12 protein-coding genes are annotated in these 13,924 nt (G+C 31.0%); 8 read left to right on the top strand and 4 right to left on the bottom strand.

The annotated features are described in order from the left end of the window. Positions 1–32: 32 nt before the first annotated feature. The 4 genes from Q0975_RS04735 to Q0975_RS04720 form a co-directional block, all read right to left on the bottom strand. Complete coding sequence (locus Q0975_RS04735; protein WP_299433853.1) at positions 33–1,055, bottom strand: DinB family protein; 1,023 nt, start codon at positions 1,053–1,055, stop codon at positions 33–35. A 1-nt stretch (position 1,056) separates the two neighbouring features. Continuing rightward, complete coding sequence (locus Q0975_RS04730; RefSeq protein ID WP_299433851.1) at positions 1,057–3,222, bottom strand: prolyl oligopeptidase family serine peptidase; 2,166 nt, start codon at positions 3,220–3,222, stop codon at positions 1,057–1,059. A gap of 89 nt (positions 3,223–3,311) precedes the next feature. Continuing rightward, a complete protein-coding gene (locus tag Q0975_RS04725) occupies positions 3,312–3,482 on the bottom strand; it encodes a class I lanthipeptide (RefSeq protein WP_299433849.1) in 171 nt (56 codons plus the stop codon). A gap of 119 nt (positions 3,483–3,601) precedes the next feature. Further along, positions 3,602–5,362 (bottom strand): AraC family transcriptional regulator, encoded by a 1,761-nt coding sequence (locus Q0975_RS04720; RefSeq protein WP_299433847.1) that lies wholly within the window; start codon positions 5,360–5,362, stop codon positions 3,602–3,604. A 312-nt stretch (positions 5,363–5,674) separates the two neighbouring features. Between Q0975_RS04720 and Q0975_RS04715 the strand changes: the two genes are divergently transcribed. The 8 genes from Q0975_RS04715 (at position 5,675) to Q0975_RS04680 (ending at position 13,894) form a co-directional block, all read left to right on the top strand. Further along, the gene (locus tag Q0975_RS04715) at positions 5,675–6,166 is read left to right on the top strand and encodes a hypothetical protein (protein ID WP_299433845.1); all 492 of its coding nucleotides are present in this window, start codon (positions 5,675–5,677) and stop codon (positions 6,164–6,166) included. A gap of 704 nt (positions 6,167–6,870) precedes the next feature. After that, on the top strand, positions 6,871–7,440 hold the full coding sequence (locus Q0975_RS04710) for a sigma-70 family RNA polymerase sigma factor (RefSeq protein WP_299433843.1): 570 nt from the start codon (positions 6,871–6,873) through the stop codon (positions 7,438–7,440). Between the two features lie 252 nt (positions 7,441–7,692). Continuing rightward, the gene (locus tag Q0975_RS04705; protein ID WP_299433841.1) at positions 7,693–7,944 is read left to right on the top strand and encodes a hypothetical protein; all 252 of its coding nucleotides are present in this window, start codon (positions 7,693–7,695) and stop codon (positions 7,942–7,944) included. A 76-nt stretch (positions 7,945–8,020) separates the two neighbouring features. Continuing rightward, positions 8,021–8,815 carry a GLPGLI family protein gene (locus tag Q0975_RS04700; RefSeq protein ID WP_299433839.1) on the top strand — a complete coding sequence of 265 codons (795 nt, stop codon included), beginning with the start codon at positions 8,021–8,023 and terminating at the stop codon, positions 8,813–8,815. After that, positions 8,815–11,490, top strand: coding sequence for a hypothetical protein (locus tag Q0975_RS04695; RefSeq protein ID WP_299433837.1), 2,676 nt, complete (start codon positions 8,815–8,817; stop codon positions 11,488–11,490). Before Q0975_RS04700 ends, Q0975_RS04695 begins: the two co-directional genes overlap by 1 nt. A 310-nt stretch (positions 11,491–11,800) precedes the next feature. Next, positions 11,801–12,391, top strand: coding sequence for a helix-turn-helix domain-containing protein (locus tag Q0975_RS04690; RefSeq protein WP_299433835.1), 591 nt, complete (start codon positions 11,801–11,803; stop codon positions 12,389–12,391). 17 nt (positions 12,392–12,408) lie between these two features. Beyond that, on the top strand, positions 12,409–13,158 hold the full coding sequence (locus tag Q0975_RS04685; protein WP_299433833.1) for a hypothetical protein: 750 nt from the start codon (positions 12,409–12,411) through the stop codon (positions 13,156–13,158). Positions 13,159–13,186: 28 nt separating this feature from the next. Beyond that, the gene (locus Q0975_RS04680; protein WP_299433831.1) at positions 13,187–13,894 is read left to right on the top strand and encodes a hypothetical protein; all 708 of its coding nucleotides are present in this window, start codon (positions 13,187–13,189) and stop codon (positions 13,892–13,894) included. Positions 13,895–13,924: the final 30 nt, after the last annotated feature.

The raw sequence follows: 13,924 nt of genomic DNA, 5'->3' as shown, positions 1-13,924 counted from the left end.
GCCAAATTTAAATACTTCGAGAAAATCAATAGCTAATACATTAATTTTTTAAGCATTACTATTTGACCTAAATGATAGGATTGATGTTCCATTACGTGGAGCCAATTATGATGATTATTCTGAACGGATTTAGGAGGTGTTATTTTTAACCATTTATCGTTTAATTTCTCAAATTCTTGTATAGTTTTCTGCCGAACTTCATAATATGCATCTAAATAATAATCTATTGTAAGATCTTTATATAACCTTTGTGTTTTTTCTCCAAGCTCAAGAGCATCTTTCCATTTTTCATTTTCTTCTTGATTAAAACCTCGATTTTCGAAGGTGTATACATGGTAGTACGTTTCTGTTGCTAAAATATGCATTATCAAAGCACCAATACTGTTAATCTTATCATCAGGCAAGTAATCAATTTCTTGAACAGAAAGTTCCTGTATAGCTTTTATCATTCTTTTTCCAACACTTTGTAACATAAAAATTAAGGTTCCTATTTCATCAGTATACTTATTTCTAAGATCGAAAACTCTAGAACCTTTTATCTTTAGGTAGGATGTTTTTTTCCCAGAATAAATGGACCTAAAAATATATTCTATTACTTCTTTAGGTTCTTCTCTGCCAGTTCCTTGTTTCCATCCAGGAATGGATAATTGATGTGTTACTTCCTTAAAATCTGGATTTACAATTTCTATTTTTTCTAAATCGCCACTTTTATTCTCTATAAATAGTTGGAAGTTCTTAAAATAAAAATCCCCGTAATTCAAGCAAAAACCACCAAAGCTAATCTTAGCAGAGGCTTCATTAATCATCCCTTTTATTGTAAATGTTTTCCAATAATTGGACTGTATAGGGCAATCCATCATATTATCAAAAAAACCTTTACTTCCATCTTTATTATCTACTCTTACCCATAAAGAGGCAGAACCTTTATCACTATCGATTTTTGCTTTTACAGTTCCTTGTAATTTAAAGGCAATAGTTTTAGAGGAATCTATATCAAAAGACTGACAAAAGGATGTCCAGTCTTGGGATATCTTTTTGATGTTAGAGGTAGACATTTTACTTTTTTGGTTGATAATTCGGATGTCCAGTTTGCCAAAAAGCAAAAGAAAGAACATCTGCTGTATCTTCTATTCTTTTTTGCGCAGAATTACCAATACCATGTCCTGATTTAAATCCGACTTTTAGTAAAATGGGTTTGATTGAACTATTGAAATCCTGTATTTTTTTTGCGAATTTAATGGAATGCCAAGGAGAAACACGTGCATCATTGATTCCCGTTGTTACGAGCATTGCAGGATATGAGACTCCTTTCTTGACATGATGATAAGAATCCATTTCTAATAATCCTCTAAAACCTACAGAATCTTTTACAGAACCAAATTCCTTAGCATTATTTTTACCATTTAAACCTATTTCTCCACGGATAGTATTCATCTTACCAACATTTATAATAACTGAAGCAAATAAATCTGGACGTTCTGTCAAGGCACGACCTACTGTAATGCCACCTGCACTCCCCCCATTGACAGCAATTTTCTTTTTTGATGTATATTTTTTATGGATTAAATATTCACCACAGGCAATGAAATCTTTCCACGAATTAGGTTTAGTATCTTTATAACCTCCTTTATACCATGCGTCACCTTTTTCTCCTCCTCCTCTTACATGAGCAATTGCAAAAATACCTCCTTCTTGCACCCAAGTCATGATCTTTACGCTATTCATTGGTTGTAAAGAAGAACCATAAGCTCCATAACCTATCATTAGTACTGAATTTTTATTATTCTTTACAAGATTCTTTTTATAAACTAAGGAGAGTGGAACTAATTCTCCATCATGTGAAATCACTTCAATTTCTTCAACCTCCATATCATTAACATATGAATTTTCTGTAGGTTCAAATAAATTTGCTTTGGTGAAACTTTTGTCAGAAAAATTATAGGTAAACCTGCTTTCTGGATGCAACCACCCTCTTATTTTTAATGTTATATAATCTTGATTTTTACCTCCAGACTCTAAAGATATACGACCTGCAGGAAAAGGAAGTTTAATTTCTTCGTCTTTTCCATTATTGTTTAATAAAAATAATTTAGATTCTACCCCATTTTTTGTTGTGGTATAAACTACTCCGCTCTTTACTAATCTAAAACTTTTAATGACTTCTTTTTGTTTTTCTTCTATAACAACAATTGGTTTTTTATTATCTGGATTAAGCAACGAAGCTTTGCAAATTTTAAAATTAGATGCATTTTCAGATGTTAAATAAATGATACTATCATTATCTTGGTAGAAAGAGGTTACTTTATTGTGCTTTTTAAATAAGGGTATCCATGATTTATTGTTTTGTTCAATTTGATCAGAAGATAGGTAATAAAAATCGTGATAAGGCGTAGCTCCCGCTACAGCACTAATGACATATTTATCATTAGGATTCTCAATTAGCACAACAGGGATATCTTCCGGTTTCATTTCCAATTTAGGGTCATTATTTCTTGAGAATAGCTTAGTAGGAGTAGAACCAATTTTATGTTTTACCACTTCCAGGTTAAAATAAGCTTCTTTAGATTTCGTATCTCTAATAATTGTTCTAAGATAGGTAACTCCGGTATTGTCAGGCAACCAATAAACTCCTCCATAGGTAGGAAGACATTTATTCATCTTCGTGGGTAAAAGTTTTTTCGTCGAAAAATCAAAGAATCTCATCTCAGAAAATTCTTCCCCATTCTTCACAAAACTTATCACCACTTTTTTTCCATCCCAACTTGGATTAAAGTAATTTATTCTATAGTTGAGTTTGGATTCTGGAAAAAAATCTTTGGGATCAAAAAGTAATTCCTCATCTGCGTGTAAATTTGATCTATAATATAATTTAGAAGAATTATCTTTTGTAGATGATCTTAAATAGAATAACCCTCCATTTTCAATTACCCTAAGATTACTGGCGCTATTCGTTTTATTGTTTCCTAGTTGTTTTTGAAGTTCAATTAATTTTTCTCTTCCAGCAATACGATTTAAAGTAATTTCCGCTTCCTCCGTTTGTTTCTTTAACCAACTAATTACGCTAGTATCTTCTATATTTTCTAAGTATTTATATTCATCAATTATTTTAATACCATGATAAAAGTCAACGGTTGTATCTGATTTTTCTTGTGAATTTGAATCACAGCTTACTAAAAAAATGATTAAAAAAATAAAACGAATAATAAACCGATAGTTAATCATAAAAAAATATTATTTGATTAAATGACTTAAGTTAAATAATCCAAACTAAGAGATAAGTTTGGATTATTTAAGTCGATAATATGTAAAAATTAATTTGTCGTTGTGCCCATTGTCCAATCTGTTTCAGTACCCAACCCAGATACACTTCCTTCAGGATTAACACTTCCTCCTACAATTTTACTTTGAGCACCTTTATTAAGTTTAGCAATAGATGTTTTTTTTAAGTTTAGTTTACTTTTTGGATTTCTGTAATTTTTCATTTTACTATTTTTAAATTATGTAGGCATAAACTTATGTATATTAAAATTATAAATGAAACTTCAATAGAAACTACCATGTACAATTTATAAATTGATAGTGTCAAAAATAAAAAAAAGGATTAATTATTCTTAGTAAATGACTGATTACTAATGTTTTTAATAAAAAAAGAAGGATATACTCCAGTCTTCTTATAAAAAGCCCTAGAAAATGATTGGACACTATTAAAACCTACTTCTTCTGAAATTGATTTAATCGAATATAATCTAAATTTTTTGTCAAATTTTAATTTTTCAATACAATAATCAACTCTTAGATCATTCACATAATTAACAAAGTTTTTTCCTTTATGGATATTAATTATTTTAGAAAGATATGAAGAATTGGTTTTTAATTTTTTGGCTACTGTTCCCATTTTTATAGTAGGATTAAGGAAATCTTGTCTTTGTTCAAATATTGTTAATTTATCCAAAATATCTAGAATCACATCTTCTTGGATATCTAATCCTGATGTTGTTTTTTCTTCATTTAATTGATTTGTTTGCTCTGTTTTTGGTCTATTCTGATTTTGTAGAAGTTTAGAGAACCTATGCTTATATAATCTTTGAGTTCTATAATAATTTCCTACTAAAAAAATTAAAATAAATATAATTCCAATAAATATGTATACAACAATTCTAGATCTCTCTTTTTCTTGATTTAATTTATGAATAATAACGTTACGTTCGTCAATTAATAATGTGGTATCATAGTTTTTTACTATATCAGATTTGATATTACTATTATTACTGTTAAACAAGCTGTCCATAGTAATGAGTTTAGTCATTGTTTTAAGCTGACGATCAATATCCTTATTTTTTTTATAGTAATCAATTAATAGCTCAAAGGCTCTTCTTTTTTCCGGAGTATAATTTTCAGGTTTTACAATAGAATCTATTTTTTTTAAATACTTTATTGCTTTTTTTTGATTATTAGTTTTAATTAAAACCTTTGCAATTTGTAAATTACAATATACTTTATTAGCTTCATCTAATTCCGAATCTTTTTCAACTTTAAAGAGTGTATCAAGTGCTTTTTTATAGAATCCTAATTCATAATTGTTAACACTATTCAGTAATAGGAACCTTGTATACATATACTTGTTTTGATGCCTAAAACTTTTACTTAATCCCTTATCTACATAGTATGTTGCAGAATCTGGTAAATCCATTCTATGATAAGTATCTGATATCGCAAAAAGTGTTATAATGTAACTATCCAGATATTTATTTATGGTATCTTGAGTTTTTATAAATGTTAAGTTCTCTTTAAAAGCTTTTTGGGCTTCTTCTTTACTCCCTAAAGCATTTTTTAATAACCCTATATTGTGTTTAATGGCAATTAATTGACGAACATTGTTGTTATCTTTTGCATATTGTAAACCTATCAAATAATTTTTAAGAGCTTTATTATAATTTTCTCTAGAAAAATAATAGACTCCTTTTCTTATGTAGCCTATTCCAGGAAACCTTTCGTTTTTAATTTTTTTCGTAATTGTAATAGAGCTATCAAGATATCTAATGACAAGTTTATCATTAGATATTTTTGCAATGTGAGAATATCCTTCTGCTATCTCAAGAAGATTTTTTTCCTTTTTAGCTTTCTTTAAGTAGGAATCAGTATATAGTTTGGAAAGTACCGAATTACTTTTATTTTTTTGTATTAAAGAATTTAACTCAACATATGTTTTATCAAGTAATGAATCATTAACTTTAATAATGTTTATAGGCTTTCGAAGAATATTGTCTGGATTTAAAACAGAATCTTGCGCCAAAAAATTACTGGAAATGCAAAACAAAATAATTAAGAAAAAAAAATTTCTTTTAGAAGTCCATATCTTCATAATTATTATTTGCTTTTTTATTTAGAAGTAATTTTTATCTCGTTTCAGGTTTTGAATAATTATAAAATCCAAATATACAATCACTATTGTAATAAAAAAAAGTGAAAGTCCTAATTTACTGTTCTTTAAGTAGGTTTCTTAATGGCTTCATTTTATAAATTAGTACCTATCAATTTATGAATCACGACTACCTTCCCTTGCACTAACGCATTTTTCGCCCATATATTTGTCTCGAAACAAAAACGTAGTTCCAAAATCTGATCAGTAGCAAAACTACAGTAAAAATGAATAGTAATTTTATAGAATTCCGTAATGGCATTAGAAAACTTGATAAGCGTAAGCTTTACAGAAGAAGAACTAACACAACTAGATGGGCATTTATTGGGGATTAGGCAAATCCTAAACGGTAAGACCGTAAACCTTACTCCAGATCAACGTAGACAATATGGGCGTATCGCCAATCAAAACAAGCTGATCGTAGACAAAGCAAAAAACTATATGGAGCAACATCCCAATTGGATACCAAGTTTTCTGGATAAAGAAGAGTTTGATAAAGATTACCTGGCACGTACACAAGTAGAAAATCGAGTACAGTTATTAGAAAACCTATCACAACAATTAGTAGACACCAAAACCTTATTAGATCACGATAATTATACCAATGCATTAAGTTTTTATCGTATGAGTCGCTATCTGGCAGGAGAAAATGAACCAGGAGCTAAACCGGTATATGAGGATATGAAAGTATTGTTCAGCAAAGCTACTGCTACGACTACCAGTGACAACGAGGACACCACTTCTTAGTGTATAGGATACAAGGCTTACCATAACCAATAGAGCCCTTAGCATAAGCCTTATGAGGTATATAATAATAGTGGTTGCCCCAACCAATAGCACTTCGAAGGATCGATGAACTATTTCCAAGGATTATAATACTAGTTCTAACCCCTAGAAATAGGGTTGATAACCTGTACATCGAGCCTTATAAGCTATTATGTAACGCTTATAAGGTTCAAATTGATCCCTAGAAGTGCTTATTATAGGGGTAAGGAGTATTAAAACGATGCTTATAAATGGTAATGTAACACTTAGAAACACTATGAAAAAGGGTTACTTTGGTAATATGTGCCCTGTGCTTCGGCTTCGCTCAGCACGGGAGAACGAGGACTGTACTTCGACAAGCTAAGCACACGAGGGCCGAGGCTCTCGAAGCCCGAAGCAAAAAGTCAGAAAATAATAGAATGGTAACAATAGGGAATAAAAAATCTAAGGATCAAACTATCGAAAAGATCTAAATAATCCATAAAAATAATCCACTGCAACTATAGGTTCGCAGGCTATATAAACGGTGTTTCGGGATATCGAAAGGGTACTTTTATGCCTAATTCTAAAGGAGAAATATAGGATTTATAGGTTGATATTTTGGGGAAAACATGAGGGCTAACGTACCCGAAGTCCAAAGTAAAAAAGCTAATAAATTAAGAAATAACAAGTAAGGAAAACAACACATGAACTCAACAAAAAATCAACAGATTATAGATGGAATCATCGCTGGAGACAGTGTTATTCTTAAAGCATTTTATAAGAAAAATCTGCCAGTTGTAAAAAGGTTGATACAACAGTATCGTGGCACTACACAAGATGTAGAAGATCTCTTTCAGGAAGCATTGGTACTGGTGTATCATAAACTACGTGCTGGGGAGATAGAATTTCAAACATCTATTCACTCTTATTTTATAGGGGTTTGCAAAAATATGTGGAGAAATCGGTTACGTAAAAAACGTATGCTGGAGTACAATGAATTTGTAATAGATAATGCAATAGATCCATCACTTTCTGTAACGGATAGAATGATAGAAGAACATCAAGAAGATGTATACCATAAGCATTTTAGAAGATTGAGTGATAGTAGTAAAAATGTACTGAGATTATTTTTTGAAGGAAAAAGCATGCGAGAGATCGCAGAAAACATGGAATATACAGAAGGATATACTCGTAAAAAGAAATGTATGATTAAAGAACGCTTGCTGGGTATGGTACAAAGTGATCCATTATATACGGAGCTGGCAGTGTATTAATTGTTTAGCAGTTGAGTTGGTAAGAGGAGATTTTGTGAGGGCTGAGGTTCTCGAAGCCCAAAGCAAAAGCTCCTCTCCTTTGAAGGATAGCCTGCCTACCAAAAAGGTAGAGTTGGATGAGGATGTTTTATTTCTAACAATCTAATTAATATAAAGATCTAGTCATCTAAAAATAAACCGTTGCGCAACGTAAGGTGGAAACCGAAAAGCCTTTTCAATAGAGTAGGTACAAATTATTTTAATTTATAAAAAATGAAAAAATCAATTTTATTTACAGCCTTAATGCTCGTTGGAACCCTAAGTTTCGCAGGTAATTCATTACCTTCTTCTGAGAGCAGTTTAGATTTTGATGAATGTACTGTATCCACAACTGAAACAGTTGAGGCTGGAGATCAATCTCATACTATTACCGTTACCAACACAGCAAGCACCTGTTTTGGAGCTTGGAGTGCCAATCAAGATGAAATCAAACAATTCAAGGAAGGGGTTCAACCAGCCGAATAAGGATTAAATTTTTATATAAACTTGCCTATCTCAAATTAAATAGGCAAGTTTATTTCTTATTATAACCAGCTTACATATGAAAACACTATCACACATATTTATAATCTTATTCTTTAGTATATACTACTCTTTTGGTCAAACCTATCAAATAGAGTATAAAAGAATTAAACACAACGAATTTGATGGGGGTAAAAATCGTATTTGTCCAACTACACTTTATACCAATACTCAAAAATCAATTTTTTTGGAGAATCGTGTCATTAATGGCAGAAGCACTGAGGTAAAAGAAGAAGACTATCAAAATGGAGAAAGATCTGGAAATGAAGTAAAAGGAGATAGTTTGGGAAAACTAATAATTAAAAATACTATAACTCAATCATTTCAACAAAAAACATGGGGAGCTAATTATAAAAAAAATGTTTACTATAAAGTAAAGGATTCAATTCTTCCTAAATTTGATTGGCAAATTACTGGTGAACAAAAAGAAATATTGGGATACACTGTTCAAAAAGCCTCTTCAACCTATAAGAATAGAACAATTGCGGCTTGGTTTACCAATGATTTTGCCATTAGTGATGGTCCATGGAAATTTTATGGTTTGCCTGGCCTCATTTTGGAAGCTCATATTGAATTTGATTCAGCTAATCGAACCTCTATGGTTTATCAAGCAATACTTATCAAACAAATACCGAGCCTCCCGGAAATAGAAATCTCTAAAAATATTCCGTTAGCTACTATCGAACAATTAGAAAAAGATCATATCGATAAGTATCGGAGGATTTTCAAATTTTATGAAACTAAATCCAAAGGTGAAATACGAACGAGATATGATGATCTAGATTTTGAACCAATCATTTTTTCTACCAATTAATGAAGCTACCATCTATTTTGAGAATATATACCAGTATTGGATTTTTGCTACTGGTTCAACTAACTGTTGCACAAACTATACAAGGCACGGTGACAGGATCTCAAGGCGAACATATTCCTAATGCTATGCTTGTGATTAAAAAAGTAAGTGAGCCGGACAAAATTGTAGAGTACAAAATGATTAACACCTATGAGTATGCCTATACATTAACAAAAGTATATGATACTTTGTTGATCGAACTAACTGCTTCTGGATATAAACGAGCCAGTAAACAAATTAATCAACCTGTTAAGGGTGAAAAATACCTTATAGATTTTTCTTTGAAAAAAGAGGATGTTACCAAGTTAGAAGAAGTGTTTGTCGTTGCTAAAGAAAAACCGTTTAAAATCAAAAAAGATACGGTGGTGTATAAGGTGGATGCATATAAAAAAGGGGATGAGCGCAAAGTAGAGGATGTAATCAAACAATTACCTGGAATCGAAGTGAACGAAGATTCTGGAGAAATACGCTATAAAGGTAAATCGGTACAAACCGTGATGCTCGAAGGTGATAACTTGTTTGGATTTAATTATACATTAGGTACACGGAACATAAATGTTGATATCGTAGATCAAATCGAAGCGATAGATAACTATTCAGAAAATCCATTGCTCAAAGGAATAGAAAATGATGGTAAAGTAGCACTTAACCTAAAACTAAAAAATAATCGTATTGATTTTTCTGGTAATGCAGATGTGGGTTCAGGAGCTTTTGAAGCAGATGACGAGGCTTATTTTCTTAACGCAAATGTTCTTGGGATCACAAAGAATTATAAATCTTTTAGCACATTAGCGTATAATAATATTGGAGTTAATAATACGCCGTTTGATTATTTTGGTTTTTCTACTAGTGTAGAAGAACGAAATGAGCTTAATTTTTATGCAGAAAAAGTGATACCCGAATCTCGTTTTTACAGCATTTTAGACACCAAACGCATTAATATTAACAATCAAGTATTTGGGAACTACAATCAAATTATAAAAGTAGGAAGAAAAGTTAGTGTCAAAACTAATTTATACTTTCTCAATGATAAGATCACCAGTAATCAACTCTTTATTGACCAATACCGATTTGATGATGAAGCGTTTGAAACTTCGGATAATACAGTGATTAGAAAAAAACCTGAACAATATCGTGCAGATATAGAGATCAAATACAATACATCTAAAACATCGTTATTAGAATATACGTTAAGAGGAAGGCAAGAAAATATTAAAACACCTGTTGCCATCATTAAGAACGGTACGGATACATCCACATCATTATTAGACACTGAAGATTTCTATGTGAAACAGCGTTTATTATTTACAAAAAAAATATCGCAGAAACAAGCTTTGCAATTATCGGTGAAACACGCCTCTAACACTATAAAACAACAATATAATCTTACCCCATCAACTTTTACCAGTTCGTCAATTGGGGATCAGCAAGACAGCAGTTTTAAACGAAACTATCTTAACACAACGGTTACTTTTTTAGGAGCATTTGGTAAAAACAAATATCACATTGTTATTGGTGCCAATAATGACACAAGCCCGTTTCGTTCCCTATTATCAGCTAGGACTTTAATTGGAGAAAACTCGGAAGAAAATGTGATGAATGACATCGAATATAATCGACATTCAGTGTATTCATCTGGTGGATATCATTTTAGGTTGGGTAAATGGAAACTGTCACCAGCATATTCCTTGCGATATCTGAAACAAAAGATATCCAATGAATTAAACAGTACAGAAAATACCAATAATGATCTTGTTTTTGAGCCATCGTTATCTCTTTGGTATACGATTAATTCAAATTCGTTCTTTTCTGTCAAAGCAAGTTTTAATCAAACTTCTAATGCGCTAGCGCATAGTTATGCCAATCCTGTTGTAATTGATAATCGAAGAACTATAAGTCATATACCTAGTTTAGAGCTAATAAAACATCAGTTATATAGTCTAAGTTATCATAAAAATGATTTATTTACCCTTTTTCAAATGACGGCAGGTGTTAGTTATAAATATTCGGAAGGTGGTTTTTTCTCAAATTTTACGGTAGATCAAAATCAAACCAATATTCAATATTTCTTTTTGCCTTTGGATAATTCTCGATGGAATGCCAATATAAACATTTCTAAATACTTATCATTTATAGATTCTACTATTGAGTTTTCTGGAATTTATAGTTTTTCTGAATATAACAACATTGTGAATAATTCTGATATACGAAATAATGAAACCAACTACTATCAATATGGAGTTGCTTGGAAAACAGCGTTAGACATTCCTATTGATTTTGAAAATTCCGTCAATTGGCAAACTTCTATATCCCAAAGTGAGAGTCAAGCTTCATTTAGAAATAGTAGATTACGAAATAGTTTCGAAGCTATTTATAAACCAAATAAACAATGGTTGTTTTCTATAAACACGGATTATTATTTACCTGACACCAATGAATCAACAGATTTTATATTTCTGGATATGAACGCAACGTATAGACCAAAAAACACATCTTGGTCAGCCGATGTAAAATTTAAAAACTTGTTAAATGAGAAAAACTTTGAACAGATACAAACCTCAGATTTTTCAACCAATATTTACAGAAGTAATATTTTACCAAGGCATTTTGTGTTTACACTACATTATACCTTTTAGAATTACCTCTCTTTTTAATGTCGGTTTTTTGAGGACTGAGATTTTCCAAACCCAACCAATCTAAAAACAAAACAACCTTTTTTTAATCCTAGCGGTAACATTTCATTATAAACAGACACTATATTAGAGAAGTTAGAACTATAAATTATTTTAAAGTCTTATTGTAAGCAAATAAGCCTTAGAGAGAATCAGTTAAGTACCATAAACAAAGGAATTGACAACAATGACGTAAAAAAGGCGTATGCTAGACGCAACAATATATAGGATACCTCCAATACTTTTGTCTGTATATTAATGTAACTTTTATAGAATGAATACTGAACTATCAAGAAAAATAAAAGAGCTAAGAACCCGATTGGGATTTACGCAAGAAAGTCTGGCAGAAGAGACCAAATTAAGTCTTCGAACTATTCAAAGAATTGAAAACAGTGAAAGTGAACCTAGAGGTGATACCTTAAAAAAAATAGCTGGTGTATTAAAAGTAACTCCAGATGAATTAATGGATTGGTCGGAGAGGAAAGATACTACTTTTCTTATGGTGCTTAATGTATCTTCATTAACATTTTTACTTTTTCCTTTATTAGGGATTATTGTACCCTTAATTTTTTGGGTGCTTAAAAGAAATACGATTATTGGAGCAGATACCTTAGGTAAAAAAATATTGAATTTTCAAATAACCTGGTCAATTATATTTTTTACATTTCAGACCCTAGCTTTTCTTACCATTTTAAGGGTTATTAATATATTTGGTGATAAACTTCCTGGATTAGGTTCACAATTCTCATTTTTATCTATAATTGGGGTTCTGTATCTTATAAATATCGTTTTTGTTGTGTATAATACCTATAAAATAAAAAAAGAAACAGAAATTAAATATCCAGCGCTACGGTTTTTAAGATAGTGACATAAAACAAGCAAATGAAAAACATCTTTATACTCATCATCTTACTATTATCTGTGCAATTGTATGCTCAATCACCAGAGCAAATCATGTTACCAGATCATAAGGGTTTTAAGATGAAGGGTTATCAAGAATCTAGGTATGGTTTCATATATATGGATTACAATAACCATATCTACAATACGAGAGGGGATCAGGTTAAAAACCCTAATAAAATTACAGTAGAGCTTAAGAAAAATAAATATCGTATTGATCGTGCCTATGTTTTTGCTGATAAAAGAATACTTTATAGTACAATTGACAAAATTAACACTACGGTTGCCAGATCAGGAATAGAACACATTTGTTATATGATGAGTTTTCCAGTAAATCATAGAACCACCTCAGGATATATAAAGAAATTGCAAGTACCTACTGATACTATCGGCGATGAATTGAAAGCTTCTAAAAACAAACCGTTAACACATACTCATATGATCATAACATCAGACAATCATAAAGTACGGATGATGGATGGAAAAAAGGTAGAGATAGATAGCCGTGAATACAAAAAAATTATTAATTCCTCAGATGTTATTACAGTAGATTACATGGATGATATAACCTATGGCGATTATATCTATTGGCTGGATAAAACCCAAAGAATTATCAAAAAGCAAAGGCGTAAAAAGGGTGGAAAAACTGTAATTAATGAGGTGCCAAAAGAATTAATGAGACACAATAAAGCCCAAACGCATCAGGAAAAGATTAATAGCAATGATAATTAAAGTTTTAAGAGATTAGCGTAAAGAAAGAATGAAAAGAACCATGGATCACAAAAATGAGGATACACTATATTTCATAAAGAATAGGATCATAGTATTAATGATATTATGCTTTTCGCTAAGTGCTACAGCACAGAAATTAACTGGTAAGTGGATTGTGTATAATGGGGCAGAGGTATATAGTACCTGCCATGTCTACGAATTCGAAAAACGAAAACTAAACATTTATAATTTTGATCAGTTTTATACTACTACCAAAACTAAAATAAACTATCGAAAAGGTGCTTTCACTCGCGATATGGAGCATGCGGGTCGTATTGAAGATCTGGTTATTAAGTTCAAGATTAATGGAGATGTACTATTTTTTACAGAAGAATCTGTTAATGATTACGTTTTTGAGAATCATCCTATACTACAATTAATGAAACTAGTTCCAACGCAGATGCATGCTGATTTATCAGAGGTAGAAGGGCATTCATTTCTGATCAAAAATGATGCAACAGAAAAAACCATTATAGATCTTAAAAAAAGCTCTTGCGAAACACGAACGGACCCTAATAACTTAGCATGTAATTTTACTAAAATAGAAAAGATTGACGACACCTATTTTTTGGTGTTATTTTATAATCGATCCAAAAGAGAAGAAGCCTTAGTGATCAAAGAAATTCATAAAGATAAAATAGTAGTCTACGTGCCTACATCAGATAAAGCAAAAACAATAACACTACAAAAAGTATAAATAGACAATACCCATGAAACTAAAAAGTAT

Source organism: uncultured Aquimarina sp. (assembly GCF_947500065.1).
Lineage (GTDB): Bacteria > Bacteroidota > Bacteroidia > Flavobacteriales > Flavobacteriaceae > Aquimarina.
The sequence above is the reverse complement of the archived record's forward strand: the minus strand, read 5'-3'. Positions and strand labels throughout refer to the sequence as shown.

What these genes read in the sequence shown, in the direction of transcription:
- Q0975_RS04720 (WP_299433847.1), bottom strand. Translation starts at nt 5,362, where the DNA reads ATGAAGATATGGACTTCTAAAAGAAATTTTTTTTTCTTAATTATTTTG.
- Q0975_RS04695 (WP_299433837.1), top strand. Translation starts at nt 8,815, where the DNA reads ATGAAGCTACCATCTATTTTGAGAATATATACCAGTATTGGATTTTTG.
- Q0975_RS04730 (WP_299433851.1), bottom strand. Translation starts at nt 3,222, where the DNA reads ATGATTAACTATCGGTTTATTATTCGTTTTATTTTTTTAATCATTTTT.
- Q0975_RS04715 (WP_299433845.1), top strand. Translation starts at nt 5,675, where the DNA reads ATGGCATTAGAAAACTTGATAAGCGTAAGCTTTACAGAAGAAGAACTA.
- Q0975_RS04735 (WP_299433853.1), bottom strand. Translation starts at nt 1,055, where the DNA reads ATGTCTACCTCTAACATCAAAAAGATATCCCAAGACTGGACATCCTTT.
- Q0975_RS04680 (WP_299433831.1), top strand. Translation starts at nt 13,187, where the DNA reads ATGAAAAGAACCATGGATCACAAAAATGAGGATACACTATATTTCATA.
- Q0975_RS04685 (WP_299433833.1), top strand. Translation starts at nt 12,409, where the DNA reads ATGAAAAACATCTTTATACTCATCATCTTACTATTATCTGTGCAATTG.
- Q0975_RS04705 (WP_299433841.1), top strand. Translation starts at nt 7,693, where the DNA reads ATGAAAAAATCAATTTTATTTACAGCCTTAATGCTCGTTGGAACCCTA.
- Q0975_RS04690 (WP_299433835.1), top strand. Translation starts at nt 11,801, where the DNA reads ATGAATACTGAACTATCAAGAAAAATAAAAGAGCTAAGAACCCGATTG.
- Q0975_RS04725 (WP_299433849.1), bottom strand. Translation starts at nt 3,482, where the DNA reads ATGAAAAATTACAGAAATCCAAAAAGTAAACTAAACTTAAAAAAAACA.
- Q0975_RS04700 (WP_299433839.1), top strand. Translation starts at nt 8,021, where the DNA reads ATGAAAACACTATCACACATATTTATAATCTTATTCTTTAGTATATAC.
- Q0975_RS04710 (WP_299433843.1), top strand. Translation starts at nt 6,871, where the DNA reads ATGAACTCAACAAAAAATCAACAGATTATAGATGGAATCATCGCTGGA.